Source organism: Neoaquamicrobium microcysteis (genome assembly GCF_008180155.1).
In the GTDB taxonomy this organism is placed as follows: Bacteria; Pseudomonadota; Alphaproteobacteria; order Rhizobiales; family Rhizobiaceae; genus Aerobium; species Aerobium microcysteis.
This window is the reverse complement of the sequence record NZ_VSZS01000063.1, coordinates 1-26186: the sequence shown is the minus strand read 5'-3', so window position 1 is coordinate 26186 and position 26186 is coordinate 1. Positions and strand designations below refer to the sequence as shown.

Genomic DNA, 26186 nt, shown 5'->3' with positions numbered 1-26186 from the left:
TCAGTTCTCCAGATAATAGGACAGGAAGGTCAGCACCGAGCCGATGACGACCAGATAGACGCCCACGTCGAACACCAGCGTCGTGCCGATGGGCAGCGAGGCGAACGGCCATTGCTGCGTCAGGAACGGCTCCGCCAGCAGCAGTGCGGGGATGCCCGCCGCTATGCCGAGCAGCATTCCCGCGCCGATCAGCGCCTTGGGCCACACGCGCAGCAGCGCGATCAGACCGGTGCGGCCGCGCGGGATCGCGTGGACGGCGATGCCCGCCGCCGCGATCAGCCCGCCGATGAAACCGCCGCCGGGCTCGTTGTGGCCGCGCAGCAGCACGTAGATCGAGAAGATCAGCGCGGCCGGCAGGATCAGGCGGCTGGTGGTCGTGAGGATGAGAGAGCTCATGGGCGCTTCTCCGAGGTTGCGCGGCGCAGCCCGGCGAGAACTGCGGCTGCGGCGACGGCTGCGAGGCCGAGCACGATGATTTCGCCCAGCGTGTCGATCGCGCGGAAGTCGACGAGGATGACGTTGACGAGGTTGCGGCCATGGGCCTCCGGCACGCTCGTCATGCGGAAGTAGTCTGAAAGGCGCGGATCGAACGGCTGTGCCAGCACGGCAAGCATGATGAGCGTCGCCGTCACCCCGATGAGGCAGGCGATGCCGATATCGCGAACGCGCTCGCGCGACGGCCGGTAATCACGCTCGCGGAAAGGCATCCGCCCAACGATCGCCAACATGATGACGATGGCCAGAGCCTCCACCGAGAACTGGGTGAAGGCGAGATCGGGCGCGCCGCGAACCAGAAACAGCAGCGCCACCGTGAAGCCGACGAGGCCCGCCGCCACGATGCCTGCGACGAAATTGCGCGCACGCGCGACGGCCAGCGCGCCGATCACCAGCAGCACCGCCAGCGTGACGTCGGGCGTGAGGGCGCCTGCGAACGAAGGCATCTCGAACCCGCCGCGAATGAGCAGCGTGGCGAGACCCGCGACCGAAATGACCAGCAGCGTGCGGGCGACGTAGCCGCGCAGGCTGCCGGACTGGATGAGCTGCGTCTGCCAGGTGGACATGCGCTGAAGGCCGTCCATCGCGCGATCGTAGAGCCGGTCCGGCCCCCAGCTGTCGATCTGCGAGATGCCGGCGAGGCGGGGGCGGATGCTGTCCCAGCGCAGGAAGACGAACGCGCCGAGTGCCAGCGTCAGCAGGCTCAGCGCCAGCATCGGGGTGAAGCCGTGCCACAGCGACAGCGAATAGTCGACAGGGTAGCCCGCAACCGCGCTTGCCGCAGGCACGATGAGGCTTTCGCCCACGAGGCCGGGCGCGGCGCCGAAGACGAGGCCAAGCAGGGCCAGCACGGCCGGGCCGCCCAGCATGGCGAAGCCGGGATCGTGCGGGGTCTTGGGCGTCGAGGTCTGTTCGCCTGCAAAGCAGCGGATCGCGACGATGGCGGCGACCACCACCATCGCAATGTTTGCCAGAAGCGCTGCGGCCACCACCAGCCACCAGCCGGAGGTCTCGAGGCTCGTCTCGTAGACGAGTTCCTTCGAGGCGAAACCGATGAAGGGCGGCAGGCCGGCCATCGACAGCCCGCCCGCGAGCGCCACCAGCGCGGTCTTCGGCATGTAGTGGCGCAGACCGCCCAGCTTGGAGGAATCGCGCGTTCCCGTCTCGTGGTCGACGATGCCGGCGACCATGAACAGGCACGCCTTGTAAAGCGCGTGCACGATCAGGAAGGTGACGGTGGCGACTGCCGCCAGTTCACCCGGTATGCCGATCATCATCGTCAGCGTGCCCAGCGACACGATGGTCGAATAGGCCAGCACGCGCTTCAGGTCGGTCTCGCGCATCGCAAGCGTCGCGCCCACCAGCATCGTCGCCGCGCCGAACAGCGTCAGCAGCGTGATCCACAGGCCGGTGTCGGAGAAGATCGGGTCCATCCGCGCGAGCAGATAGACGCCCAGCTTCACCATGGTGGCGGAGTGCAGGAACGCGGAAACCGGCGTCGGCGCGACCATCGCGTTGGCGAGCCACGAATGCAGCGGGGCCTGCGCCGATTTGGCGAACGCGCCGGCCGCGAGGAGGATTATGATCGCCGGCGCGGCGGGATGCGCTGCAATGGCTTCGCGCTGGTCGAGGATTTCCGTGATCGAGAAGGTGCCCGCAGCCGTCCCCAGCAAAATCACGCCCGCCAGCATGGCGAGCCCCCCCGAAACCGTGATGAGGAAGCCCTGCTGCGCCGACCTGCGCGATGCGGCCGCCTCCGGCGTGTAGCCGATGAGCAGGAACGAGGTGAGGCTGGTCATCTCCCAGAACACGACCAGCAGCATCAGGTCGTCGGCCATCACCGCGCCCAGCATCGACGCCATGAAAAGCGTCAGCACCGTATAGAAGCGCGCCAGCCGGGGCGCGCCCTTCAGATAGGCCGAGGCGTAGAGGAAAACCGCCGTTCCGATACCCGATATCAGCAGCGCGAAGGTCAGCGACAGCCCGTCGAGCCTGAACGCAGCCCGGATGTCGAGGCTGGGAATCCAGCGGTGGGTTTCGTGCACGATCGCATCTGCCGACACATAGGGCATCATCGCCGCGAAGCCGATGAACAGCAGCAGCGGCACTGCCGCAACCAGCGGCGACGAACGGCCACCGGCCCAGCCGGCAAACGGTGCGAGCAGGAATGGAAATGCGATCAGTGCAAGTAGGGTCATCAGAAGGCTTCCGTTGTCGGAAACCCCAATGAAAGTTTCGTGCCAGTTCGGTTGAGGGCTGGAAAAGATTGCGAAAACAGTAGCTTGGCGCCGAGATCGCCAGAGTCGGCTGCCTGGGCGGTTAACCGGCGTTAACCTTGCATCGAGCGATGTTCACGAAACTGAACATGCGCGGCGTTGCGTTCATGCGGGAAGCCCGCGAATGCGATTGCGCTGTCGATACTGCGCCGGCGTGACCCCGGCGCGGCGCTTGAAGAGCCTGCGGAAGAAGGTCGGATCTTCGTACCCCACGCTCGCCGATATCTCTTCGATGGTGACGGCCTCGCGTTCCAGCATCTGCTTGGCTTCCTCGACCCGAAGCGCCTGCACATATTCGACCGGTGTGTACCCCGTGGCGGCTGAAAAGCGGCGCTTGAAGCTGCGCACCGAAAGGCCCGAGCGCTCGATCATGGCGGAGACGGGGTTCGGCGTGGCGTAGTTATCCACCAGCCATGCCTGTATCCGCGATATGGCGGCGTCGCTGTGCTGGCGGGGGCGCGCCATCGAGGCGAAGGGGAGTTGCCCGTAGCCGCGATCGCCGAGCAGGAACAGCCGGGCCACGCGCGCCGCCTCCTCGGCGCCGCAGAAGCGCGCGATCAGGTAGAGCGCGAGATCCTGCCATGCCGAAGCGCCGCCGGTGGTGATGAGCTGGCCGGCCCGGCCGCTGTCGCACAGGATGCGCTCCGGCCGGAAGCGCACGGTGGGGTAGCGGTCGCGAAACAGGTCCGCCATGCTCCAGTGCGACGCCGCCTCCGCGCCATCCAGCAGCCCGGCCTCCGCCAGCAGCACCGACCCGCTGCATGTCGAGCACACCAGCGCTCCTGCGGCGATGTGCCGGTGCACCCACGCGATCTCCTCGCGCCAGCGGCCTTGCGGGCTCTCATCCTGATCGAGGTGGATGTCGCAGACGACGACCACATCCGCGCATTCTACATGCAGCCCTTGCTCCGGCGTCACCTGCAGTCCCGTGCTGGAGCGGAACGAACCCTGCTCGCGAGCCACCAGCACAGGCTGGATCTGGCGGGACAATCCGCGCCCGTTTCTCAGTGTGTCGCCCAGCACTTCATGCAGGCCGAACGCGGCCATGGTTCCGCTTTCGGGCAGGCTCAGTATCGAGACCTGAAGCGGAGGCGCGGGTGTCGGACGTATCACCATAAGCTCAGCATGGCACAAATGCCCCGAAACGGTCGAGTCTCGCTCTAACGGCGCGCGCCGCTCCGTCGCATCCTTTCGCATCGAACAAGCACTGCGAAAGGAGAACGAGATGACGATCGTACCAGGAACGGTGGATTTGAGCCGGGATTTCAGACGCCCGGTCGAGGCGGTCTTTGCCGCCTGGGCCGACGAGCGGGCGCAACTGACGTGGGGCGACCCGGGCGAGGGATGGTCGATGCGTTTCGACGCGTTCCACTTTGCGGTCTGCCAGACCGACATATGCCGCTTCGGCCCGGATGGCGGCCCGCAATACATCAACGAGAACCGCTATCTGGCGATAGAGCCGGGCCGACGCATCGTCTACGCCACCTCGCTCGCCAGCGACGGCCGGCTCACCTTCGCCGGCACCGTGGCCGTCGCCTTCGAGGCGACGGGTGGCGGAACGCATATGCGCCTTGTCGAGCAGGGCCTCTACTTCGACGGACAGGACGACGTCGCGGGGCATCGCTCGGGCTGGGAAAGCATGCTCGACGCGCTCGGCGGATATCTCTGGCGCTGAACCGACCCACAACCGAGAGGAGAAGATCATGCTACGCATGTCAACCACTGCCATTGCCTTGCTCATGAGCCTGACGCCCGGCATGGCGCAGGAATCCGGCCGCGCCCTCAACGGCGATGTCGAGATCGCCTACTGGGTGCACGGCCCGGCAGACGGAGCGCCGATCATGCTCGTCAACGGGCAGGGAGCGGCCAGCCGCGTCGGCGAAGACGCGCTGGTGGATAGCTTCGTGGCCGACGGCTACCGCGTCGTCACCTTCGACAACCGGGACTCCGGCCGCAGCACGCTCCTGCGTGGCGCGGGCGCACCGCCCGACACGGAGGAAATTCTTGCCGCACTTGCCGCCGGCAAGCCGCCACAAATCGCCTACGACCTCTCCGACATGGCGGACGATGCCGTCGCCGTCCTTGATGCCGCCGGCATGGAGCGCGCGCATGTGCTTGGCCATTCGCTGGGCGGCATGATCGCGCAGGTGATGGCCGCGGAGCACCCGGACCGCGTCCTTTCGATGATCTCCGTTTCGGCGACGTCCGGCGAGGCGGACCTGCCTTTCGGCCCGGCGCTGGCCGCGCTGTCCGACCTCGGCACGTTCGCGTCCATGGATATGGTCGCGGGTCAGATGAAGGCCTACCGCATCTTTGAAGGCGACGCCCGCCTGCGGATGACGGACGACGAGGTCGCCGCGCGGGTCGCGGCCGACATGGCGGCTGACGATCCCGAGGCGGCCGCCCGGCAGGCCGCCGCGGCGACGGCGACGGGAGACCGGCGCGCGCTGCTGGCCGCCATCCGCCCGCCTGCGCTCGTCATCCATGGCGGCGACGATCCGTGGTTCCCGATCGTGCACGCACAAAGCACGGCGTCCGCTCTCGGCGTGCCGGTCGAGGTGATCGACGGCATGGGCCACATCATCGCCGACGCGGCCGCCAACGCCGTGGCCGAGCGCGCATCGGCCTTCATCCGGCGTCTTCCGGCGCCGTGATACCTGCGGCGATGCCGGCCTTCCGATGTGCTTTCGCCGGTGTCGCCGCTCCTTACATGCATCTCAGAACACCATCGCAGCCGTACCGAGTGCCGCGATGGGCAGGAAAAGCCAGCCTTGCGGCAGGTCGCGATAGCTGGCGCCCACGGCCGGCGCCAGCGCGATGCCGACCAGCGTGTATCCCCACGCGAGCACCGTTCCGGCGATGGCAAAATCCGGGCGCGAGGTGAGTATGGCAACGAGGAACATCGCGGCCATGATGGCGACCGTCACCGTCACGCAGTGCCAGCACAGGTGAAGTGTGTCGCGGACGGACGGGTCTAGACGGTGCGATGAGGAGCGCAACGGACGCTCGACCTCCCTCCCGCCGACAGACACATGCACGACGAGCCACAGCGCCGCTATGCCGCCCGCAATTGCAAACAGGATCTGGTCCGTCATTCTCTTGTTCTCCGTGTGAACCGTGCGTCAGCGCTCGATCGTGCCGGTGCGGCGGATTTTCTTTTGCAGCAGCAGCACCGCGTAAAGCAGCGCCTCCGCCGTCGGCGGACAGCCGGGCACGTAGATGTCGACGGGCACGATGCGGTCGCAGCCGCGCACCACCGAATAAGAATAGTGATAGTAGCCGCCGCCATTGGCGCACGAGCCCATGGAGATGACGTAGCGCGGCTCGGGCATCTGGTCGTAGATCTTGCGCAGCGCCGGCGCCATCTTGTTGGTCAACGTGCCGGCGACGATCATCACGTCCGACTGACGCGGCGAGCCGCGCGGTGCGGCACCAAACCGCTCCAGATCGTATCGGGGCCCCGACGCGTGCATCAGCCCTTCCACGGCGCAGCACGCCAGCCCGAACGTCATCCACATCAGCGACCCGGTGCGCGCCCAGTTGATCAGCGCCTGCGAGTTGGTGACGAGATAGCCGCGGTCGGCGAGAAGATCGGTGAAATCTGCATAGTCGTCGGGGGCGGAGGCCATTGTCATGGCGCGATCCTTCTTCTCCATACGCATGCGTATGTAAGCGAGGTTGCCGGCAATGTCCATACGCTTGCGTATGGTATGGCGTGCCGCCGCTATCCGGGCTTTCTGTCCTTGCCGGGGGCCTCGGCGATCAGCCGCTCGACGATGAAGGTCAGCACGTCGTCTTCGGCCACGGCCGATCCCGATGCGCGGGCTGCAAACAGCCCGATAACGGTCAGATGCATCAGCTTGCTCATCTGCAGGGCCGTGGCCGGGTCATAGCCGAGCGCCGCGATCTGGTGGGCGAGGAACGCCGTGCGGTCGTCTTCCACCTTTGCGAAGCGTTTGCCGATGGCTGGGTCGCGCGATGCCCACGCGCGGATGGCGGCCTCGGTCCGCGCCACGTCGACGCCGTTGGTTTCGGCGTCCAGCGTATCGCGCGTCAGGCCGCGCAATCGTTCCACCGGGTCGGCGACGGCCCTGGCGCGCTCGATCAGGTCTGCCGTCCCCTCGCGCTCCCAAAGGTCGAACATGGCTTCCAGCAGCGCCGGCCTGTCGGCGAAATGCCAGTAGAAGGAGCCCTTGGAAGCACCCAGCTGTTTGGCGATGCCTTCCACCGAAACCGCGTCCACTCCGCCCTCGGCGAGAGCGCGGGTCGCGGCGACGATCCAGTCTTTCGGCTGCAGCGTATTGCGTCTGGCCATAGGTATCCTGCGTGGCTCCAGCTTCTTATGCGCAGCGATGGACACTGCGCAACCTGCCGGACGCTGTCCGGGTCGGACCGGGCCGATTCGGAAACCGGATATTCGAAATCAAGCACTGGGTCGTGCCGGCGAATAGCGCACGTTGGAGCGCGGGTGCTGGAGAGCCTGAGGCGTGTGGGCCCCCCGATCTTGCAATGGAGGCTCGCTGGATATCACAATAAACAGGTCACGGCGCTCGAGGTAGCCATCTAGGCCTTCAGCCGAGGGCCCGACACTCATTCTTCACCTTCGTCTAAAGCCAATGTCCCCTATGACGGCAGTCCCTCGAGGAGCTTGTCGAGCGTGGCGGGCAGATCGCGTACGCGCACGCCGGTGGCGTTGTAGATCGCGTTGACGATGGAAGCAGCCGCGCCGCAGATGCCGAGTTCGCCGATGCCCTTGGCGTGCAGCGGATTGGCCCACGCATCGCGCTCTTCCAACAGCACCACGTCTATTTGCGGCACATCCGCGTTTACCGGCAGATGGTATTCGGCAAAGTCGCGGTTGACGATGTGCCCGTCGCGGTGGTCGTGGACAAGCTCTTCGGTCAGCGCCATGCCGATGCCGAAGGTCATGCCGCCGAGGCATTGCGACCGCGCCGTCTTGGCGTTGAGGATGCGGCCGGCTGCGAAGACGCCGAGCATCTTCCGGACACGTGTTTCGCCTGTCACGGAATTGACCGCGACTTCGGCGAAGTAGCTGCCATAGGTTGCCTGCCGGACCTTCTTTTCGGCCTTGCCGGGCTCGGCGTGACCGTCCGCCGCCAGATCGCTCCCGCCAAGCACGTCCTGGATGCTGGTGCGACGGTTCGCTACGGTCGCATAGCCGTCCTTCAGTGTCAGTTCGTCTGGCGCGCAGCCGAGCCGCTCGCAGAGCTGGCGGCGAATGTCCTCGCAGGCGAGGAAGACCGCCGTCCCGTTGGAGGCAGCGCCAAACGAGCCGCCCGACCCGGATGCGGGCGGCAGATCGGTGTCTCCGAGAATGGTATTCACGCGCGCCATGGGCAGGCCGAGCATTTCGGCTGCGATCTGGCCCAGCACCGCATAGGTGCCGGTGCCGATATCCGTCATGTCCGTCTCGACGGATGCGCGCCCGTCATTTGTCAGCGTCACGCGCGCTTTCGACTCGATCAGCATGTTGACACGCGCGGCCGATGCCATGCCGCTGCCGATCAGCCATTCTCCGTCGCGAACCTTGCCAGGTTCGCGATTGCGCGGTTCCCAGCCAAAATGCCTGGCTCCGGTCTTCAGCGCTTCGGACAATGTATGCGAGGAAAACGGAATGCCTTTCGACGGGTCTTCATCCGGAATATTGCGCAGGCGCAGCTCTACGGGATCGATCCCCGACTTCACCGCCAGCTCGTCGAGCGCGATTTCCAACGCGGTGAGGCCGACCGCCTCGCCCGGTGCACGGACGGAGCCGGCCGGCGTTCGGTGAATGCGGGCGATCCGGTGACCTATGACGCGGTTTTCACCCCGATAGAGAAAGGGCGTAGCCTGCGTGACGGGTTCGGAGAACTCCTCGCCGGAAATGTTCGAGACGAGCGCCTCGTGGCCGATGCCGGTCAGCTTGCCGTACTCGTCGGCTGCCAGGCGAATATGCTGGCTAGTTTCAGAGCGGCGAAGCACCATTTCGAAGACGTTCTGGCGGGTCATCGCGACGGCCACCGGCACGCCCAGTTCCTTTGCGGCAATGGCAGCCGCCACGCCTTCAGGCGATATGCCCAGCTTGGAGCCGAAACCGCCGCCGACATAAGGCGCCAGGATGCGGACTTTTTCCTCCTTGATGCCCAGTGAGTCGGCCAGCTCCGCGCGGTTGAAGCGCAGCATCTGGTAGCTGCCGTGGAGCGTCAGGCTGTCGCCGTCCCAACGTGCAACGGATGCGTGCGGCTCCATGGCGGCGCTGACATGGCCCGGCGTGGTGTAGGTCTCATCGACGGTGAATGCTGCTTGGCGCATCGCCTTGTCGAGGTCGCCCGTCGACGACTGCTTCTTTTTCGGTGCCTCGATCTGGGCGTTTCGATCAGACGGGTTCACCGCCGCCTCGTCAGCGCCTTCCATCTTCAACGCCAGCATTTGCGCGCCGTGTCGTGCCTGCTCGAAGCTGTCGGCTACGACAAGCGCCACCGGCTGACCGAAATAGACGATTTCGTCGGTGCCCTGAGCGGGGGCTTCGCCGGCCATGCCCTGCGCGGGATTTCGCGTGAAACGGTCGTCCCGCAGCACTGCGCGAATGCCGGGCAGGGTTTCGACAGCGGCCGCATCGATATGCTCGAGTTTGCCTTTGGCGATCGTGGATCGCACAAGGACACCGTGAAGGCAGCCGTCAGGAAGATCGTCCATCGCATAAGGCGCGCGACCTGAAACCTTCAACTCGCCTTCGGGCCTGTCCAGCGGTCGGCCAATCACGCCTTGCACCATCTCTTCGAGGCGGTCGCGATCGATACGGTCGTCCATCTTGATGTGAGTGGTCATCGCTCAGCTTTCCGTAAGTTCGGTAAGAACGGCTTGGGCGGTGCGTTTCAGGAGGGGGACCTTAAACGCGTTGTCGCCGTGGGTGGATGCGTTTGCGACCAAGGCGTCCGCAGCGCGCTCGAACAGCGCCGGGGAGGGCTCGTTGCCTTCCAGTGTCGCCTCGAAATCGCGGTCACGCCATGGGCGCGGCGCGACGCCGCCAAACGCGAAGCCCGCCCGCGCGATCCTGCCGCCTTCCATGCGGATTCGTCCTGCCACCGACACGAGAGCGAACGCATAGGATGCCCGGTCACGGACTTTCCTATATGTCTGGCGGCCTTCTTCCGGGGGCGGCAGGATCACCGAGGTGATGAGGTCGCCGGGCGCCAGAATCGACTCGATGTGCGGCGTATCGCCCGGAAGACGATAGAATTCGTCCAGACCGACATTGCGTACCGCGCCATCCGCACCCTCGATCTCGACCCTGGCGTCGAGCGCGCGCAGCGCGACGGCCATGTCGCTGGGATGCGTCGCGATGCAATGCTCGCTCGCGCCGAAAATCGCGTGGAGCCGCGTCACCCCACCGATCGCCTGACATCCGCTGCCCGGCTCACGCTTGTTGCATGGCATGGCGGTGTCGTAAAAATAATAGCAGCGCGTGCGTTGCAGGAGGTTGCCGCCGGTCGTCGCCTTGTTGCGCAATTGGCCGCTCGCCCCTGCAAGAAGCGCTTTGGCGAGCATGGGGTAGTGCTTGCGAACGATCGCGTCGGCGGCAAGGTCGCTGTTGCGCACCATTGCGCCGATCCGCAATCCGCCGTCGCCGGTGCGGTCGATGCCATCGAGCTCCAGTCGGCTGATATCGACAAGCCGGTCCGGCGTCATGATCTCGAGCTTCATAAGGTCGAGGAGATTTGTACCGCCAGCTATAAAGGTGGCGCCTTCACGGCCGAGCCGGGAGGCCTCGGCCGGCGAGGATGCGCGTGTATAGTCGAAGGGGGTCATCCGCGTCTCCCTTTTCCCACTTCCATGATGGCGTCGACGATGTTGGGGTAGGCCGAACAGCGACAGAGATTGCCGCTCATGCGCTCGGAAATCTCGTCCACCGTCAGTTCCGCTTTGCCGCTGACGTCGCTCGTGACGTGACTCGGCCAGCCGGCCTCGATTTCCTCCAGCATCGCGGTTGCGGAGCAAATCTGGCCCGGCGTGCAATACCCGCACTGGAATCCGTCATGATGAACGAATGCCTGCTGAAGCGCGGACAGACGCCCCGGTGCGCCAAGCCCCTCGATGGTCACGATTTCGTCGCCGTCGTGCATGCAGGCCAGCGTGAGGCATGAATTGATGCGCCGCCCGTTCACCAGCACGGTGCAAGCGCCGCACTGGCCGTGGTCGCACCCCTTCTTCGATCCCGTCAGGCCCAGATGATTGCGCAGGGCGTCGAGAAGGGTGGTGCGAGCGTCGGCATCGAGCTGATGGTCGTCGCCGTTTATGTGAAGTCGTGTCTGCATTGCGGGGTCTTCCCTGCTTCGGAGCACGGGCGAGTCGCGCCGGCACCGTGGCTGTTTGTCCAAGAGATCGTTCGACGCCGGGTTGGGCGTCAGTGAGAACCCTGTCGGTTAGAACCGTTCGTCGCGGCGGGCTGTATTGTCGGGCCGTCAGCACCCCCCGGCCTTCGGCATTGCGGTCAGGCATGGTAGCTGCGACCTCGTACTCAAGACGCCTTTCTTCTCGCAGCTCGCCGCAATACGGTCGCCTCCTTCCGTTCCGTTTAGCGGCAACGGGCGACTGGCGGCGATGTTCCTGCACCAACTGCGCCGGGCAAAAACGTGATGGCAGACAGGCAACTGATGAGCGTCGTTTTTCCCGCTTCCTTTTTCGATCGTGATGCGGTGAACGTGGCGCGCGCCCTGATCGGGACCGTATTCATGGTGGGAAGCGCGGGGGGCGTCGTCGTCGAGACGGAAGCCTACACGCGCGATGATCCCGCCTCGCACAGCTTCCGCGGGCAGACGCCCCGCAACGCACCCATGTTCGGCCAGCCGGGCACAGCCTACGTCTATCGCTCCTACGGGCTTCACTGGTGCATGAATATCGTTTGCCAACCCGGCAGCGCCGTTCTTCTACGTGCGCTGGAGCCGACCCACGGTTGGGCGGTCATGACCGAAAGGCGCGGCGTGGACGATCCTCGCCTTGTCGCCTCCGGACCCGGAAGGCTCTCGCAAGCGCTCGGCATAGACGGGTTGCTCAATGGCAGGTCCGTACTGGACCTTCCGTTTTCGCTACATCTGGGCGAGCCGGTCAATGTGGTATCAGGCGCCCGCATCGGTATTTCTCGCGGCATGGATCGGCCTTGGCGGTTCGGTCTGGCCGGATCGCGCTTCCTGAGCAGACCATTCCCGGTGCCCTGAGGTCGCGGGCAGTATTTTTCTTGTCCGATCGGGAACGGCGACCCGAATCCTTCGTTGGATTGTGGCGATCACAGCGGAGTGATCGCAACTCCAACAAGAATCCACGAAGGGACATTTCAAATGGCAAAAGAAAAGACGCTGGAAGACCTCTTCCACGATACGCTGAAGGACATCTACTACGCAGAGCGCAAAATCCTGAAGGCGTTGCCCAAGATGAAGCGTGCCGCGCAGTCGGAAGACCTGAAAGCTGCGTTCGAAAAGCACCGTGAGGAAACCGAAGGGCATGTCGAGCGCCTCCAGCAGGTGTTCGAGATCCTTGGAAAGCAGCCGCGCGGCAAGACCTGTGACGCGATCGAAGGCATCGTGGCGGAAGGCGAGGAGATCATCGAGGAGTTCAAGGGTACGGCCGCGCTTGACGCCGGGCTCATATCGTCGGCGCAGGCGGTCGAACACTACGAGATCACCCGCTATGGGACGCTGAAGCGCTGGGCGACCGAACTGGGCCTGGCCGACGCAGCCAAGCTGCTCGATCAGACGCTTCAGGAAGAATCCAAGACCGATAGCGATCTGACCAAACTGGCGGACGCATCGGCAAATCAACGCGCGAAGGCAGCGTAGGCGGTAGAGAAGGCGCGGGATCGATCCCGCGCCTTCTCCGCATTTTTGACACCATACGTCAGGGCAAAGCGAGCCACAGGAGCCATCCATGGCCAAGAACTCCAGAACACCCGGCACTGCCACGAAGACCACCAAAATTCACGACCAGACGCTTGTCCGCGGAACCGGCGGTGAGTTGCACCAGATCGCCGAAGGCGACGCGCCGGTGCTAACGACGGCACAGGGTGCGCCAGTATCGGATGACCAGAACACGCTGAAATACGGAGAGCGCGGGCCGAGCCTGATCGAGGACTTTCACTTCCGGGAGAAAATTTTCCACTTCGATCACGAACGCATTCCCGAGCGCGTGGTCCATGCGCGCGGCTACGGGGCGCACGGCTATTTCGAAACCTACAAGTCGTTGGCGAAATACACCCGCGCCGACATCTTCCAGCGCGCAGGCGAGAAGACACCGGCGTTCGTACGCTTCTCGACGGTCGCCGGGTCCAAGGGGTCGGCCGATCTCGCACGAGACGTGCGGGGGTTTGCCGTCAAGCTGTATACGCAGGAAGGCAACTGGGACATCGTCGGCAACAACATCCCGGTCTTCTTCATCCAGGACGCGATCAAGTTTCCCGACATCATCCACTCGGTGAAGCCCGAGCCGGATCGTGGCTTTCCACAGGCCCAGTCCGCACACGACAATTTCTGGGACTTCATCTCGCTGACGCCCGAGTCGATGCATATGGTCATGTGGGTCATGTCCGACCGCGCAATCCCGCGCTCCTTCCGTTTCATGGAGGGGTTCGGCGTTCACACCTTCCGCTTTCTCAACGAGAAGGACGAGTCCACCTTCGTGAAGTTCATCTGGAAGCCGAAGCTCGGGCTTCAGTCGGTGGTCTGGAACGAGGCGGTCAAGATCAACGGCGCCGATCCGGACTACCACCGTCGCGACCTTTGGAATGCGATCCAGGCCGGCGACTTTCCGGAGTGGGAGCTGTGCGTCCAGCTGTTCGACCAGGACTTTGCCGACAGCTTCGACTTCGACATCCTCGACCCGACCAAGCTCATCCCCGAAGAGATCATCGAGCCGATCCCCGTGGGCCGTCTGGTCCTCGACCGCATGCCGGACAATTTCTTCGCCGAGACCGAGCAGGTCGCGTTCATGACACAGAACGTGCCACCCGGCATCGACTTCTCCAACGACCCGCTGCTGCAGGGGCGAAACTTTTCCTATCTCGACACCCAGTTGAAGCGGCTAGGTTCGACTAACTTCACGCACCTGCCGATCAACGCGCCGAAATGCCCGTTCCATCACTTCCAGCAGGACGGGCATATGGCGATGCGCAACCCGGTCGGTCGCGCAAACTACCAGCCGAACTCGTGGGGCGAGGGGCCTCGGGAGAACCCTCAACGCGGCTTCCGCTCTTTCCGCGACGAGGTGGAGGGGCCGAAAGTGCGGCTTCGCGCGGAGAGTTTCGCCGACCATTACAGCCAGGCGCGGCAATTCTTCATCAGCCAGACCGTGCACGAGCAGAAGCACATCGCCATGGCGCTCACCTTCGAGCTCTCCAAGGTCGAAACGCCCGTCATTCGGGAGCGCATGATTTCGCATCTGCTCAATATAGACGAGGGTCTGGCGGAAACCGTTGCTGAAAAGCTCGGCATGAAAGACCTGCCAAAACCCGCCGATGCCGCCATCACCCCACGTGACGATCTGCCGGCATCCGACGCGCTGAGCATCATCAAGAACGGCCCTGAAAGCTTCGCGGGGCGAAAGGTCGGCGTGCTGGTCAGCGACGGCGCAGACGCAGCGCTTATCAAAGCCCTTGCCGCAGCGCTGAAGAAGGAAGGCGCTACGATGGAGATCGTCGCCCCCCGTATCGGTGGCGTGGAGGACACCGAAGGCAATGTCGTCGAGGGCGATCACATGATCGACGGCGGCCCGTCTGTACTGTTCGATGCAGTCGCCCTCATCGTTTCCAACGAAGGTGCTCAGCGCCTCGCGGGAGAAGCCGCGGCGCGCGACTTCGTGGCGGACGCCTTCGCGCATCTGAAATTCGTGGCCTATGTGAAAGCAGCCGCACCGCTTCTTGAGAAGGCGGGGATAGCGCTGGATGATCCCGACGAGGGTCTGATTGCGATCTCGTCATCCAGGGATGCCGGCGCTTTCGTGGCCGCATGCCGAAATCTGCGTGTCTGGGCGCGGGAGGAGGTTGTTAAGCTCTGAATGCGCGCTCCAGACCGGGCACGCTGTCGAGGAAATGAGCGCGGCGGCTTCTTGCCGCGCTCATCCGACAAGGGCTCGAGAAAAGAGAGAGGCGCCAGATGGGTTCGCCCTATAAGCCGAGCCACCACGGCGCCTCGGTCGTCATTATCGGTAGCTCAAGATCGGCCCAACACTGCCCACCCTCAATCCGTCTCGTGCCGGTGCGCGACCGAGTGCCTTCTCGCGGGCGGCAGACGCCGCCTGCCTACCCCTCAGCCTTCATCGTCCTTGCGATTTTGAGCAGCTTCTCCCGATCCGTTCCATGCTCGGCCACGAGTTCTTTCGCCTGAAGCGGAGAAAGATCGGTGTTTTCGACAAGGTGGCGTACAGCCGCTTCCTGCTCGTTGTCGGGATCCAGCCATTCGTGCTTCTCGCTCATTGCTCTTCCTCGTCAGGTTGACCTGCCCCATCCTCCGGAGACACCGCGGGAGCGATCTCCGTCTGAGGCGGCTCGGTGGGTTGCGCGGTGTCGCCAGCCGGTGGGGCCGGCGCGGCAGGCGCGCCCTGTTCGCCTGCGTCTTCACTTGTTTCGGCGTTCCCGCGTACCCTGTCCGTCGGGATTGGCTCGGGCGTTACCGAACCGTCCGCGGGCGCGACGCGCCACACCGTGTTGCCGGCGTCGTCGGCGATGAGCAGCGCGCCCGTTCCGTCCATGGCGAGGCCGACCGGACGCCCTCGCGCCTCATCGCCCTCGAGAAAGCCGGTTACGACGTCCTGCGCCATGCCAGACGGTCTCCCGTCCTCGAATGGGATGAAGATGACCTTGTAGCCGTTGAAGGTATTGCGGTTCCAGCTTCCCCGATTGCCGACGAAAGCGCCGTTCTGGAATTCCTCTGGCATCGCGGAGTCGTTGGTGAATGCAAGCCCCAGTGCCGCCACGTGGCTGGACAGCGCATAGTCTGGCGCGATCGCAGTCTCGACCAGATCTGGACGGGGCGGATAGACGCGCTCATCCACATGTTGGCCGAAATAGCTCCAGGGCCAGCCGTAGAAGCCGTCTTCCTGAACCGACGTCAGATAGTCCGGCACCAGGTCGGGGCCGAGTTCGTCGCGTTCGTTGACGACGGTCCACAACTCGCCGGTCTCGGGATGAATGTTCAATCCGTTGGGATTGCGCAGTCCCGATGCAAAGACGCGAGACGCTCCCGTTTCGCGATCGACCCGCCAGATCGCCGCGCGACCCTTTTCCGCCTCAAGTCCCCGTTCGCCGGCGTTCGAATTCGAACCAACGGATGCATAGAGATATCGCCCGTCGGGGCTAAGAGCCAGGTCCTTGGTCCAGTGGTGGTTTATCGGGCCGCCGGGCAGGGGCGTCAGCATCGTCGGGTTGGCCGAGATCTCCGTCGCCCCCAACTCGTAAGGATAGGACAGAATTGCATCCGCCGCTGCGACGTAGAGCGTATCGTCGTGCCAGGCCACCCCGAAAGGCGAAGTCAGCCCGGTCAGCAGGTCGACGCGCTCATCGACTTCGCCGTCCCGATCGGTATCGCGCAACAGCGTAATGAGATTGGTTTCCTGCTCGTCGCCGTCGTCACCCGCCGCCATTGCCATGATCCAGTCGCGGATCACGTCCTTGGGACGGTTGAGCGGCTTTCCGGGCGGCGCCTTGGATTGCACCACCAGAACGTCTCCGTTCGGCAGTGTATGCACGGTCCTGGGGTTGGCGAGATCCGTCGCATAGGGCGTGACCACCAGCCCGTCCGGCACCTCCGGGGTCTGGCCGTCCCGCCATCCCACCACTTCCGCCACACGCAGATCGGGCCAGAGGCTCTGGCTGGGGGCAGGCAGGACAGGATCGGGCCCGATCTGCTGGCTGACATCGAAATCATCCGAATTGCCGCAGCCTGACACGGCGATCGATGCTCCCGCGACGGCCAGGATGGAAAGCAGGCTACGCATGACGGCCTCCCAGACGGCCGAGCAGCCCGGTGGCAGCCATCGCCAGCACGGTCAGTATCGAGACGGTCAGGCCGTAGGGCATGACAGCGGTGATGCCGTCTTCGGTATGGATGAAATTGTTGATGGCGGCGAGGACGAGCACGACAAGTCCGCCGACGTAGTAGAACGGGGAAAACCGCGACCATCCGACCGCCGCTTCCACCAGTCTCACAAGCGCCGCCAGCACGCCGAAGACTATGCCGGCAAACAGCAGCCACTCCGAAAAATGAAGCCACAGAAGGTTGGCCGTCTGCCAGTAGGCGAGGTCGGTGAGCACGATCAGGCTGAAGGCGGCGATTGGAAAGGCCGACAATAGCCTGTACAAGCCGCCTGCCAGCGCTGGGGTCCCGGTCGTCGTAGGGGAATGGATCATCTGCTTTTGAGCTTTCGAGCTAAGCATCCCCGGCTGGAGAGCACCTTGGAACGGTGAGCCGCCCGGCTTGGCCGAGCGGCTCGTGGCTGTCAGATGTAGTATGGCGACACTGCGTAATACTCGTGGATGCGCCGACCGTTGTCCTTCGACCAGTCGTACTCGCCGCTGGCCTCGTATTTCGGTGCGCCCTCCACCTGTTCCTTGGTGACGTCGGTACGATAGCCACCCAGGCCTTCATCATAGGTCAACTTGGCCCAGGGAAGCGGGTAGTGGTCGTGTCCCAGTCCGAGGAAGCCGCCGAAGCTCATGACCGCATAGGCGACGCGTCCACTCCGCTTTTCCAGAATGAGCCGCTCGATCTTGCCCACATGCTCTTCCCCGGCGCCGTAGACGTCGGTTCCGACCACCTTGTCGCTGGCAATCAGATCATGGGTTTCGTGAATGTCCGGGTCGTTGGCCATTTCGCATCTCCTTGGATTGTTTCCTTAGCGACAACGGAAGCGGGCGCCGAGCGTTCCGGATTATGCAGAGGTTAGGATGCCGGAGACGTGAAACGTGATCGCGTGCCGGGAACTCCGGCGTTCGGAGGAAGTTCGAGAGGGAAGTAGCAAGTCCATGGAGGCCACAATGCCACGAACCCCATCGCAGACCGACCAAGCCACCAATCGGCCCGTTGCAAGGCCAGAGGGTGAGAGCAGCGCGCAACGCCGTCCTCGCGACGTTACCTACGATGGCCATCCGGACTTCTCGCAGGATGCCGCTGCCAACGTGCCGCCTAAAGGCATCGGCAACAGCGAACCGCTTGACGAGCGAGAAGCACAGACGCGCCACTCCAACGGCATCAACCCGCCGAAGCGGGAGGGCAGTACCAGGACGGACGAGTGAGAGGCGGATGCGTGAGCGGGCGCTCTGTGTCTTGTAGACGGGCAGCCTGCCGCAACCATCCACGGCAGATCTTGGGTGCGTGCTCGCTGTGACTATTGGTTCGAGAATTCACACGTTCGATAGGAACCCTTGGCAATCATCGCTCGTTGCTCGGTGCAGCCCACGATCAGAAGGACCCGCAAGATGTTCCGATTACTTTTTCTAAGCGCTCTCTATTGGTTTGGACGGAGCGTGTACCGAGAAAATGCGCGTCGCCGGCAGTTGGAGCCAGTGGCCCTGATTGCGTCGCCAGCCAGATCTCGCGCCCGAATTAGGCGTACGAAATAGCTGCTTTTTTGGCTGTAATCTAAAGCGCCTCTATGGGCGGCAGGTCCAGTAGGGCGTTTGCTGCGGCGATGTCGGTTATCAGGACCTTTGCGTTGGTTGCGGCTATCCCTGCGCGTATTGCGGGGGCCTTGCGCTGCCCGCCTGACGATATGATGACCTTGGGAACTTTTCGCAACTCCCTCGGGTTGATCGCCATCACGCGCTCGTTGACAGGATGGTCGACAATGTTGCCGTCCGCATCCACGAAGTGGCAAAGCGCGTCGCCGGCAGCCCCTGCATCGCGCAGGGTCTCGCCTTCCTCCCACGGAAGGATGTTGCGGCGGAAGATCGATGCATGGCGGCTGACGTCACCCACGCTGAACAGGGCGATGTCGACCTCTCCGGCCTGACGGCGCAATTCCTGCAGATCGGGCTCCTTCCAGAGTTCGCGAGCGAAGCGACTGTCGGCGACGAAAACAGGAGCCGTTATCTGGTAAAGTTCGGTCTGGTAGAAATCCGCCAGACGCCAGGCAACCGCCGAAGGATTATGGGCCGATGCATGGGTGAGGCCGCCTAGCAGCGATACGACCGTCATGTCGTTCAACTCACGCCAGGTGAGCGATCGCATGCAGACTTCCAGCGTGGAGCCCCAGCCGACCCCGATGGACATCCCGTCGGAAAGCTGGTCGGAAAGATACCTTCCCGTCGCGTGGCCGACCACGGCCGCGATGCTGCGCTCGCTTTGATCCGACGGCGAGACGACGACGGCCTCGAACAGCCCGAGATGTTTTTCCAGCGCACGCTGGAGTTTTACCGCCGATGCCGCCTGCGCGTTGATCGATATGGTGACGGTCCCGTCCTCGCGGGTGGCTGCCAGAAGACGGAACGCCTTTATCCGGCTGATGCCGAGCTGTTCGGCGACCTTTTCCTGCGTCAGTCCCTCGACGTAATACAACCACGCCGCCTGGATCTTCAGCTCGTTCTGATCGAGCTGAAACCTGGTCTTCCGGGCTCTTTCAGGCGTTCGCGCCATCTGTCGATCTCCCACTATGCAACCCCGGCGCGCCGCCACAACAGCCCACTGCGCGGCCGGTGCGAGATGCGTAGCTTGCGCATCCATGGCTGAGCAAATCGAAAATGACCATGACCACAGATTGAAATCCGGTCAAATGATAAATATGAACAAAATTATTGATAGAAGAATAATTGTTCATATAATGGATGCCATTCGGCAATCCAGCGTTCGCCAGGCTCGGTGCGGCCTACGCAGCGCAACCCCCTGTTCTGCGAGGCAATATGAAGATCTTGATTTCCAACGACGACGGCATCGATGCGCCGGGCCTTGCTGCGCTTGAGGCCGCGGCTCGCCTCGTCAGCGACGACGTGTGGGTGATTGCGCCGACCGGCAACAGGAGCGGATACGGCCATTCGATCACGTTGCGCACCACGTTCAGGGTCGAGGAGGTGGGCCACCAGCGCTACACCTGCACCGGAACCCCCGCGGATTGTGTTCTAGCCGGCGTTCACTGGGTCTTCGACGGTGCGGTCCGGCCGGACCTTGTCCTTTCTGGAATCAACGAAGGTCGAAACGTGGCCGAGGACGTGTCGTATTCCGGCACGATGGCCGTGGCGCGTGAAGCGGCATTGTGGGGCATACCGGGCGTTGCCTTCTCGATGCCGCGTGATGCCGCGCCCATGGCCGAGGCGGGGATCGACTGGCTGGCCGAGCGCATCCGGGTTTTCTGGGAGGCAAGGGCGCAATGGGCGACGGAAGGGCATTGGCTCAGTGTCAATCTGCCCCGCAACCTGCCTGCGCCCATGCGCGAGGCCCGTATCGGTCGCGACCGGGTGGCCACGAAAGTCGTCATTCATCGCCAGGACAAGTCGTGGGCCGACATCGAGCCCTTGGCCGATCGCAATTACCGCAGCACGCAGGGCGACGAAAACAGCCTGATCGATTCAGGTGTCGCGAGCGTAACCCGCCTCAACTGGATGGGCCATTCCGCGGTCCCCGCAGCCCTTCACCACGAAACCCGCGAGGTTCTGGCGGAGGAGGCTTAAGGCCCCGGTTCGGCGCAGACAAAAAGGCCGACCGCGTGATGCGGCCGGCCTTTTCGCGCTTACGTATCCTGCCCCATCGCGGGATAGACTTCCTTGATGCAGTCATCGAGATAGTCGTTGCCGAAGGAAGCGGGGCTGACATGCCTTGTCGTGACCGAGCCGTCCGCATGAAGTTCGTGCTCAAGGAAGCCGACCTCGCGCCTGCCGCCCATTTCCGGAACCAGTTCCTCGCGCGTGGTGAATGCGATCGAGGGGCACCACTCGAGCTTCACCGCTCCGAAAAGCCGGGATCGCTGCTGATGGAGATGGCCGGAGGCGATCAGTCTCAGGCGCGGATCCTCCATGAGGAATCGCAGGTTTTCACGGCCATCCGGATCGACGGTCCAGTAGGTGAGGTCGATCGGGTCAGGTTCGTCGACATAGAGCGGCTGATGTGTGAAGAGCGCGATATGGTTGGAGCCGGCCGTGGCCAGTTGCTCCCGCAACCATGCGTATTGCTCCGCTTCGCGCGCCTCTCCCGATCCCACGATCAGTGAATTTATTCCGATCAGCCGCCAGCCGTGAATATCGGTCGACCACCAGTGTTCGCCATGGAAGCGTTCGTATCGCGCGATGCGCTCGGCGTTGATGGCGCTTCCGCCGGCTGCGGCCGGTTCGGACAGTCGGGGATTGTCGCCGATGTCGTGATTGCCGGGAAGGAACATGATGTCCTTTCCGGTCCCCGCGAAGAACTCCTGGCAGAACGTATAGTCTTCTTCGTAGCGGATGCCATCGAGCGTGATGTCGCCGGTGTGGATGATGAGATCGTGATCCGCTTCGCCCAGCAATTTAGCCATGACATCGTTGTTGTGTCGAAAGTGGCTGGTACGGGGGGACAGGTGCGTATCGGAGATATGGAGAATTCGAAACGAGGTCATTGGGCGCTCCAGAATGGCAGAGATCGCATCTAGCGGCCCATTTCGACGGCGCGCAAGAGCAGGAAATCAAAAATGAACAAATGTATTGACCAAAAAAAGAAAGTTCACTAACTTTCAGAAATGGCAAGGGAAGAGGCGAGTATGCCCCGCAGGGCGGCGCGCCATTGCCGGAGGAGCTTTTATGAGCGGTATTGAAGTCGCTGATCTGTGCAAGCGTTGGGGCGCTGTCGCCGCCGTCGACAACGTCAATTTCGAGGTCAAGCCGGGCACGCTCACCGTTCTGCTCGGCCCCTCCGGTTGCGGAAAATCGACCACCCTTCGGCTGATCGCGGGCCTGGACTCTGCAAGTGCCGGTGCGATCCGGATTGGCGGGCGTGATGTGACCCACGCACCCCCGGCGCAACGCGGAATATCGATGGTCTTCCAGTCGTACGCCCTGTTTCCGCACCTGACTGTCGAAGAAAACATCATATTCGGCCTCCGGGTGCGCCGCGTTTCGGTCGACGAGCGCAACAGGCGTTTGAAGAAGGCTTCCGAGCTTCTGGGGCTCGGCGCGCTTCTCCAGCGCAAGCCGTCGCAACTGTCGGGTGGGCAGCAGCAGCGCGTCGCGCTGGGCCGGGCCATAGTGGCCGAGGCCCCGGTCTGTCTTATGGACGAGCCGCTTTCCAATCTGGACGCGCAACTGCGCCATGACATGCGCAAGGAAATACGCAGCATCCAGCAGCGTCTGGGCATGACGATGGTCTATGTGACGCACGACCAGATCGAGGCGATGAGCATCGCCGATCAGGTCGTCCTGATGCGCGGGGGCGTCGTCGAGCAGAAGGCCATGCCGCCGGAACTCTATTCGAGGCCGGCAACCACGTTCGCCGCGCGGTTCATCGGCACGCCTCCGATGAACCTCGTGGCGCTGTCCAACGGCACCGGTGGGGCTGTCGTTCGTGGAACGGACGGACCGCCGCTCATCGAGGGGCCCGGCGATGGACTTTTGCTGGGCTTGAGGCCGGAGGAACTGCGTGTCGGTGCGTCCGGTACGCTCGCAGCAGAAATCCTGGCCGTCGAATACCATGGCGCCGACAGCATCCTGGAGTGCCGGGTCGGCGATCAGACGCTGATGGTTCGCGTAGACGGCGTCCTGCGAAATCAGATTGGCGAGAAGGTCTGGCTGAGCTGGGCCGACGGAGCCGCGCACGTCTTTGACGAAAAGTCCTCGAGGCGTGTCGATCACCGGCCGATCGCGCTGGGCGCAAGGTCGGAGGACAATCGCGTACTGCATTCGGTGTCGTGAGATCGGCGTTCGCGCCTTGAATCAACCGCAAGAGTTGTGAGCCATCGACCAGATAGTTGGCGATGCGCGTCTTAGGAGGAGAAGTGCAATGAGCTACATGAGTACGTTACGAGCGTTCGCCGTTAGCGGCGCTTTGATGATGCCGGGTGCCGCCTGGGCGCAGCAGGTCGAGATCAATTTCTACTATCCCGTCGCAATCGGCGGTCCGGTCACCCAGATCGTCGAAGACCTCATCTCGCGCTTCGAGGCCGAGAACCCGGACGTAAAGGTCAACCCGATCTATTCGGGCACCTATTCGGAAACGATCAGCAAGGCGCTTGCCGCCTTCCGTGCGGGGCAGCCGCCCGAACTGGCGGTCATGCTTTCCGTCGACATGTACACGCTGGTCGACGAAGGCGCCGTGGCACCCATCGAGCGGTTCGTGGAAACCGATGAGGACCGTGCGTGGCTCGAAGGCTTCATGCCCGTATTCATGAGCAACAGCCAGACGGCCGACCAGACATGGGGCGTGCCGTTCCAGCGCGGTACGACCGTGTTCTTCTGGAACAAGAACATGTTCGAAGAGGCGGGCCTTGACCCCGATGTCGGCCCGCAGAACTGGGAAGAAGTGGTCGAGTTTGCCGGCAAGCTCACGAAGAGGGACGCCTCGGGCAATGCCACGACATGGGGAATGCAGGTTCCATCGTCCCTCACGTCCTACTGGCTTCTGCAGGGCTACGTTGCCCAGAACGAAGGAAAGCTCTTCGAATTGAGCGGCGACCAGACGTATTTCGACTCCCCCGAAGTCGTGGAAGCGCTGGAATACTGGGTGTCGCTCGCCCACGAGCACAAGGTCATGAAGCCGGGCGTCATCGAATGGGCCACCAATCCGAAGGATTTCTTCGAGGGCAAGGCTGCGATGATCACCACGACGAGCGGGAATCTCACCAACGTCAAGAACAACGCACCTTTCCCGTTCGGCGTGCAGATCCTGCCCGAGCACAAGAAGCGTGGGGCACCCACCAGCGGGGGCAACATCTTCATCTTCGAAGGCGTGGACGCTGAAAAGCAGGAGGCCGCATTCCGCTTCACCAAGTGGCTCACCTCTGCGGAGCAGTCTGCCGAATGGAGCATCAAGACCGGCTACATCGCTCCGCGCGAAGATGCCTGGGAGACCGCCGCGATGAAGACCTATGTCGAGGAGTTCCCCGAAGCGCTCGTTCCCCGCGAACAGATCCCGTTCATGGTGCCTGAGCTTTCGACCTACGAAAACCAGCGTGTGGCGCGTGTCATCGACGATGCTATCGAAGCGTCGCTGACGGCTACGAAGACGCCGGCGCAGGCCCTTGCGGATGCACAGGCCGAAGCCGAGCGCATCCTGCGCAACTATCGGAACTGATTTCGACAGGCGGGCCGCGCATAAGCCGCGGCCCGCCAATTCGGATGAACGCCAAGCCGGAATGAAGCTATGAGCAAATTGAGCAGGCTCCAAAGTCAGGCGACGCCGTGGCTTCTTCTTTTGCCGGCAGCCGTCCTGCTGGCGACATTCACCCATATTCCGGCTGTCACGACGTTCATCAACAGCTTCTACACGACACCGCGAGGCGCGCGCCCGGCACGCTTTGTCGGTGTGGAACAGTACCAGTCGATGCTGGCGGACCCGGTCTTTCTGGCCGCGCTCAAGAACAACGCCATCTATGCGCTCGGCACGGTGCCGCTCGCCATCGGTCTGTCGCTCCTGATGGCTATCATCGTCAATTCGAGCATCCGCGGCCGCGCGCTGCTCAGGATGTCCTTCTTCCTTCCGACGGTGCTGCCGATGATCGCGGTAGCCAATATCTGGCTGTTCTTCTACACGCCGGGATACGGCCTGTTCGACCAGATACTTGCCAATTTCGGGTTTTCTTCCACCAACTGGCTCGGCAGCCCCAACACGGCCCTGCCTTCCCTGATGCTGCTCGGCATCTGGAAGGAGGCGGGCTTCTTCATGATTTTCTATCTGGCTGCGCTCCAGCAGATCAGCCCGTCGCTGGCCGAAGCTGCAGCCCTGGAAGGTGCCAGCCGCTGGTACTATTTCCGGCGGATCGTGTTTCCGCTGTTGATGCCGACCACGCTCTTCGTTCTGGTCAACGCGCTGATCAACTCCTTCCGTCTGATCGACCACGTGATCGTCATGACGAGGGGAGGGCCCGACAACGCCAGCACGCTGCTTCTCTACTACATCTACAACACGGCGTTCCGCTTCTGGGATACTGCCTATGCGTCCGCGCTCACAATGGTGCTGCTGGCCGCACTCGCCGCCTTCTCCTTCATTCAGTTCGGCATCCTGGACCGCAAGGTGCATTACAAATGAGCACGATCGCACTTCCTCACCAGGAACGCGGCGCTTCCTTCTGGCGTCTCGTAGAACTCGTCGGTTGCTATGTGCTGGGTCTTCTCTGGATCATGCCGCTGCTCTACGCGGTCTGGATGGCGATCCATCCGCCGGAATACGAGGTACGGTTCGACCTGTTCGCGCCGCTGACGCTGGACAACTTCATTGCCGCTTGGTCGGCGGCTCCGTTCGCCCGCTATTTCTTCAACACCTTCGTGCTCATCTCGGTCATCCTGGTCGCCCAGTTCGTCATCTGCACGCTGGCCGCCTACGCCTTCGCCCGCTACGAGTTCAAGGGAAAGACCGTCATCTTCATGCTCATATTGCTGCAGCTGATGGTGATGCCGGAAGTGCTGCTGGTGGAAAACTACCGCACCATGGTTCGGCTCGGCCTTGTCGACACCGTGCTGGCCATGGGGTTGCCCTACATGGCATCCGCATTCGGCATCTTCCTGTTGCGCCAGGCGTTCCTGACCGTGCCGAAGGAACTGGACGATGCCGCACGGGTCGAAGGGGCAGGGTCGGTCGGCGTCCTGTTGAGGGTCTACGTTCCGCTCGCAAGACCGGTATACGTCGCCTATGGGCTGGTTTCGGTCAGCTACCACTGGAACAATCTGCTGTGGCCGCTGGTAATCACCAACTCGGTATCGACGCGTCCTCTGACGGTCGGCTTGCAGGTGTTCGCGTCGCCTGACCAGGGCGTGCAATGGAGCATCATCTCCGCCGCCGCCCTCATGACATCGGCCCCGCTCCTGATCGCGTTCCTCCTGTTCCAGCGCCAGTTCGTTCAAAGCTTCATGCGCGCCGGCATCAAGTAGCCTAGCTCACGAGCGCACGCGCGGCGTGCCAGCGCCGATAAATGCATGATTGTGATCTGCATCTTCCGGCGGCTATTCTCACGCTCGGCATGCACGCTACCTGCCTCAACCGGTGGCGCTGGGCGGGCAACCGGACTGCATTCCAGAAGCCCTGTCAGCCGATGACCTGTGCCTGGGGCCGGTCGCCGGCGCGAGAGAGTTCTGCGTGCCAGTGGCCAGTCGCGTCCTCCCAGACGATGCCGGTGGTCTCGCCCGGCCGCAACTGCTTGCAGGCCGCACGCCGGGCCGCGCCGAAGGCCGCGTCATGGCTGGGAAACGTCTCGGAATAGGTCCCGTCCACCCGATAGGCCCAGCCGCCGTCGTGTTCGACGATCCGATACTTCACATCGTTCATT

The 26186-nt window shown here is 63.3% G+C and carries 27 protein-coding genes; 11 read left to right on the top strand and 16 right to left on the bottom strand.

Going from position 1 to position 26186, the window contains the following annotated elements:
• From FY036_RS12105 to FY036_RS12095, 3 genes are all read right to left on the bottom strand, one after another.
• Positions 1–396 (bottom strand): MnhB domain-containing protein, encoded by a 396-nt coding sequence (locus FY036_RS12105; RefSeq protein ID WP_148914997.1) that lies wholly within the window; start codon positions 394–396, stop codon positions 1–3.
• On the bottom strand, positions 393–2693 hold the full coding sequence (mbhE, locus tag FY036_RS12100; RefSeq protein WP_148914996.1) for a hydrogen gas-evolving membrane-bound hydrogenase subunit E: 2301 nt from the start codon (positions 2691–2693) through the stop codon (positions 393–395). Before mbhE ends, FY036_RS12105 begins: the two co-directional genes overlap by 4 nt.
• Before the next feature lie 183 nt (positions 2694–2876).
• A complete protein-coding gene (locus tag FY036_RS12095; protein ID WP_235897649.1) occupies positions 2877–3887 on the bottom strand; it encodes a GlxA family transcriptional regulator in 1011 nt (336 codons plus the stop codon).
• Positions 3888–3996: 109 nt separating this feature from the next.
• Here FY036_RS12095 and FY036_RS12090 point away from each other — a divergent pair, with 109 nt between their 5' ends.
• Together FY036_RS12090 and FY036_RS12085 are read left to right on the top strand one after the other, a co-directional pair.
• A complete protein-coding gene (locus FY036_RS12090) occupies positions 3997–4446 on the top strand; it encodes an SRPBCC domain-containing protein (RefSeq protein ID WP_148914994.1) in 450 nt (149 codons plus the stop codon).
• Between the two features lie 28 nt (positions 4447–4474).
• Entirely contained in the window at positions 4475–5425 is a 951-nt protein-coding gene (locus FY036_RS12085) for an alpha/beta fold hydrolase (protein WP_148914993.1), read from the top strand.
• Between the two features lie 63 nt (positions 5426–5488).
• Here FY036_RS12085 and FY036_RS12080 read toward each other — a convergent pair whose 3' ends face one another.
• From FY036_RS12080 to FY036_RS12055, 6 genes are all read right to left on the bottom strand, one after another.
• Positions 5489–5866, bottom strand: a complete 378-nt coding sequence (locus FY036_RS12080) for a hypothetical protein (protein WP_148914992.1) — start codon at positions 5864–5866, stop codon at positions 5489–5491.
• A gap of 27 nt (positions 5867–5893) precedes the next feature.
• Positions 5894–6406: a NuoB/complex I 20 kDa subunit family protein gene (locus FY036_RS12075; RefSeq protein WP_235897648.1), complete on the bottom strand. Its 513-nt coding sequence runs from the start codon at positions 6404–6406 to the stop codon at positions 5894–5896.
• Positions 6407–6495: 89 nt separating this feature from the next.
• Positions 6496–7086 (bottom strand): TetR/AcrR family transcriptional regulator, encoded by a 591-nt coding sequence (locus FY036_RS12070; protein WP_148914991.1) that lies wholly within the window; start codon positions 7084–7086, stop codon positions 6496–6498.
• A 308-nt stretch (positions 7087–7394) separates the two neighbouring features.
• Positions 7395–9599, bottom strand: a complete 2205-nt coding sequence (locus tag FY036_RS12065) for a xanthine dehydrogenase family protein molybdopterin-binding subunit (protein WP_148914990.1) — start codon at positions 9597–9599, stop codon at positions 7395–7397.
• A 3-nt stretch (positions 9600–9602) separates the two neighbouring features.
• Positions 9603–10580 carry an FAD binding domain-containing protein gene (locus tag FY036_RS12060; RefSeq protein ID WP_148914989.1) on the bottom strand — a complete coding sequence of 326 codons (978 nt, stop codon included), beginning with the start codon at positions 10578–10580 and terminating at the stop codon, positions 9603–9605.
• The gene (locus FY036_RS12055) at positions 10577–11086 is read right to left on the bottom strand and encodes a 2Fe-2S iron-sulfur cluster-binding protein (protein ID WP_148914988.1); all 510 of its coding nucleotides are present in this window, start codon (positions 11084–11086) and stop codon (positions 10577–10579) included. The genes FY036_RS12060 and FY036_RS12055 overlap by 4 nt, the downstream gene beginning before the upstream one ends.
• Before the next feature lie 321 nt (positions 11087–11407).
• Here FY036_RS12055 and FY036_RS12050 point away from each other — a divergent pair, with 321 nt between their 5' ends.
• The 3 genes from FY036_RS12050 to katE all read left to right on the top strand — a co-directional run bounded on the left by FY036_RS12050 (position 11408) and on the right by katE (position 14813).
• Positions 11408–11986 carry a DNA-3-methyladenine glycosylase gene (locus tag FY036_RS12050; protein WP_235897647.1) on the top strand — a complete coding sequence of 193 codons (579 nt, stop codon included), beginning with the start codon at positions 11408–11410 and terminating at the stop codon, positions 11984–11986.
• Positions 11987–12106: 120 nt separating this feature from the next.
• Positions 12107–12604 (top strand): YciE/YciF ferroxidase family protein, encoded by a 498-nt coding sequence (locus FY036_RS12045; protein WP_148914987.1) that lies wholly within the window; start codon positions 12107–12109, stop codon positions 12602–12604.
• Between the two features lie 88 nt (positions 12605–12692).
• Positions 12693–14813 carry a catalase gene (gene katE / locus FY036_RS12040; RefSeq protein WP_148914986.1) on the top strand — a complete coding sequence of 707 codons (2121 nt, stop codon included), beginning with the start codon at positions 12693–12695 and terminating at the stop codon, positions 14811–14813.
• 244 nt (positions 14814–15057) lie between these two features.
• On the opposite strand, the gene FY036_RS23925 is transcribed toward katE, so the two are convergent.
• The 4 genes from FY036_RS23925 to FY036_RS12025 form a co-directional block, all read right to left on the bottom strand.
• On the bottom strand, positions 15058–15231 hold the full coding sequence (locus FY036_RS23925) for a hypothetical protein (RefSeq protein ID WP_201744749.1): 174 nt from the start codon (positions 15229–15231) through the stop codon (positions 15058–15060).
• The gene (locus tag FY036_RS12035; RefSeq protein WP_148914985.1) at positions 15228–16751 is read right to left on the bottom strand and encodes a PQQ-dependent sugar dehydrogenase; all 1524 of its coding nucleotides are present in this window, start codon (positions 16749–16751) and stop codon (positions 15228–15230) included. Before FY036_RS12035 ends, FY036_RS23925 begins: the two co-directional genes overlap by 4 nt.
• Positions 16744–17115, bottom strand: a complete 372-nt coding sequence (locus FY036_RS12030) for a DUF2231 domain-containing protein (RefSeq protein ID WP_235897646.1) — start codon at positions 17113–17115, stop codon at positions 16744–16746. The genes FY036_RS12035 and FY036_RS12030 overlap by 8 nt, the downstream gene beginning before the upstream one ends.
• A gap of 137 nt (positions 17116–17252) precedes the next feature.
• Positions 17253–17624, bottom strand: a complete 372-nt coding sequence (locus tag FY036_RS12025; protein ID WP_148914983.1) for a PRC-barrel domain-containing protein — start codon at positions 17622–17624, stop codon at positions 17253–17255.
• A gap of 166 nt (positions 17625–17790) precedes the next feature.
• Here FY036_RS12025 and FY036_RS12020 point away from each other — a divergent pair, with 166 nt between their 5' ends.
• Complete coding sequence (locus FY036_RS12020) at positions 17791–18048, top strand: hypothetical protein (RefSeq protein ID WP_148914982.1); 258 nt, start codon at positions 17791–17793, stop codon at positions 18046–18048.
• A gap of 346 nt (positions 18049–18394) precedes the next feature.
• Here FY036_RS12020 and FY036_RS12015 read toward each other — a convergent pair whose 3' ends face one another.
• Entirely contained in the window at positions 18395–19387 is a 993-nt protein-coding gene (locus tag FY036_RS12015) for a sugar-binding transcriptional regulator (protein WP_148914981.1), read from the bottom strand.
• A gap of 263 nt (positions 19388–19650) precedes the next feature.
• Between FY036_RS12015 and surE the strand changes: the two genes are divergently transcribed.
• Entirely contained in the window at positions 19651–20415 is a 765-nt protein-coding gene (gene surE, locus FY036_RS12010) for a 5'/3'-nucleotidase SurE (protein WP_148914980.1), read from the top strand.
• A gap of 59 nt (positions 20416–20474) precedes the next feature.
• Here surE and FY036_RS12005 read toward each other — a convergent pair whose 3' ends face one another.
• On the bottom strand, positions 20475–21332 hold the full coding sequence (locus FY036_RS12005; protein ID WP_148914979.1) for a metallophosphoesterase family protein: 858 nt from the start codon (positions 21330–21332) through the stop codon (positions 20475–20477).
• Between the two features lie 181 nt (positions 21333–21513).
• Between FY036_RS12005 and FY036_RS12000 the strand changes: the two genes are divergently transcribed.
• The 4 genes from FY036_RS12000 (at position 21514) to FY036_RS11985 (ending at position 25791) form a co-directional block, all read left to right on the top strand.
• The gene (locus FY036_RS12000) at positions 21514–22620 is read left to right on the top strand and encodes an ABC transporter ATP-binding protein (RefSeq protein ID WP_148914978.1); all 1107 of its coding nucleotides are present in this window, start codon (positions 21514–21516) and stop codon (positions 22618–22620) included.
• Positions 22621–22708: 88 nt separating this feature from the next.
• Positions 22709–23998, top strand: coding sequence for an ABC transporter substrate-binding protein (locus FY036_RS11995; RefSeq protein WP_148914977.1), 1290 nt, complete (start codon positions 22709–22711; stop codon positions 23996–23998).
• A 69-nt stretch (positions 23999–24067) separates the two neighbouring features.
• Complete coding sequence (locus FY036_RS11990; protein WP_201744748.1) at positions 24068–24952, top strand: carbohydrate ABC transporter permease; 885 nt, start codon at positions 24068–24070, stop codon at positions 24950–24952.
• Positions 24949–25791 carry a carbohydrate ABC transporter permease gene (locus FY036_RS11985; protein WP_148914976.1) on the top strand — a complete coding sequence of 281 codons (843 nt, stop codon included), beginning with the start codon at positions 24949–24951 and terminating at the stop codon, positions 25789–25791. Before FY036_RS11990 ends, FY036_RS11985 begins: the two co-directional genes overlap by 4 nt.
• Positions 25792–25945: 154 nt before the next feature.
• Here FY036_RS11985 and FY036_RS11980 read toward each other — a convergent pair.
• Positions 25946–26186 (bottom strand): DUF2188 domain-containing protein (locus tag FY036_RS11980; protein ID WP_148914975.1); only part of this gene is annotated, 241 nt, incomplete at its 5' end.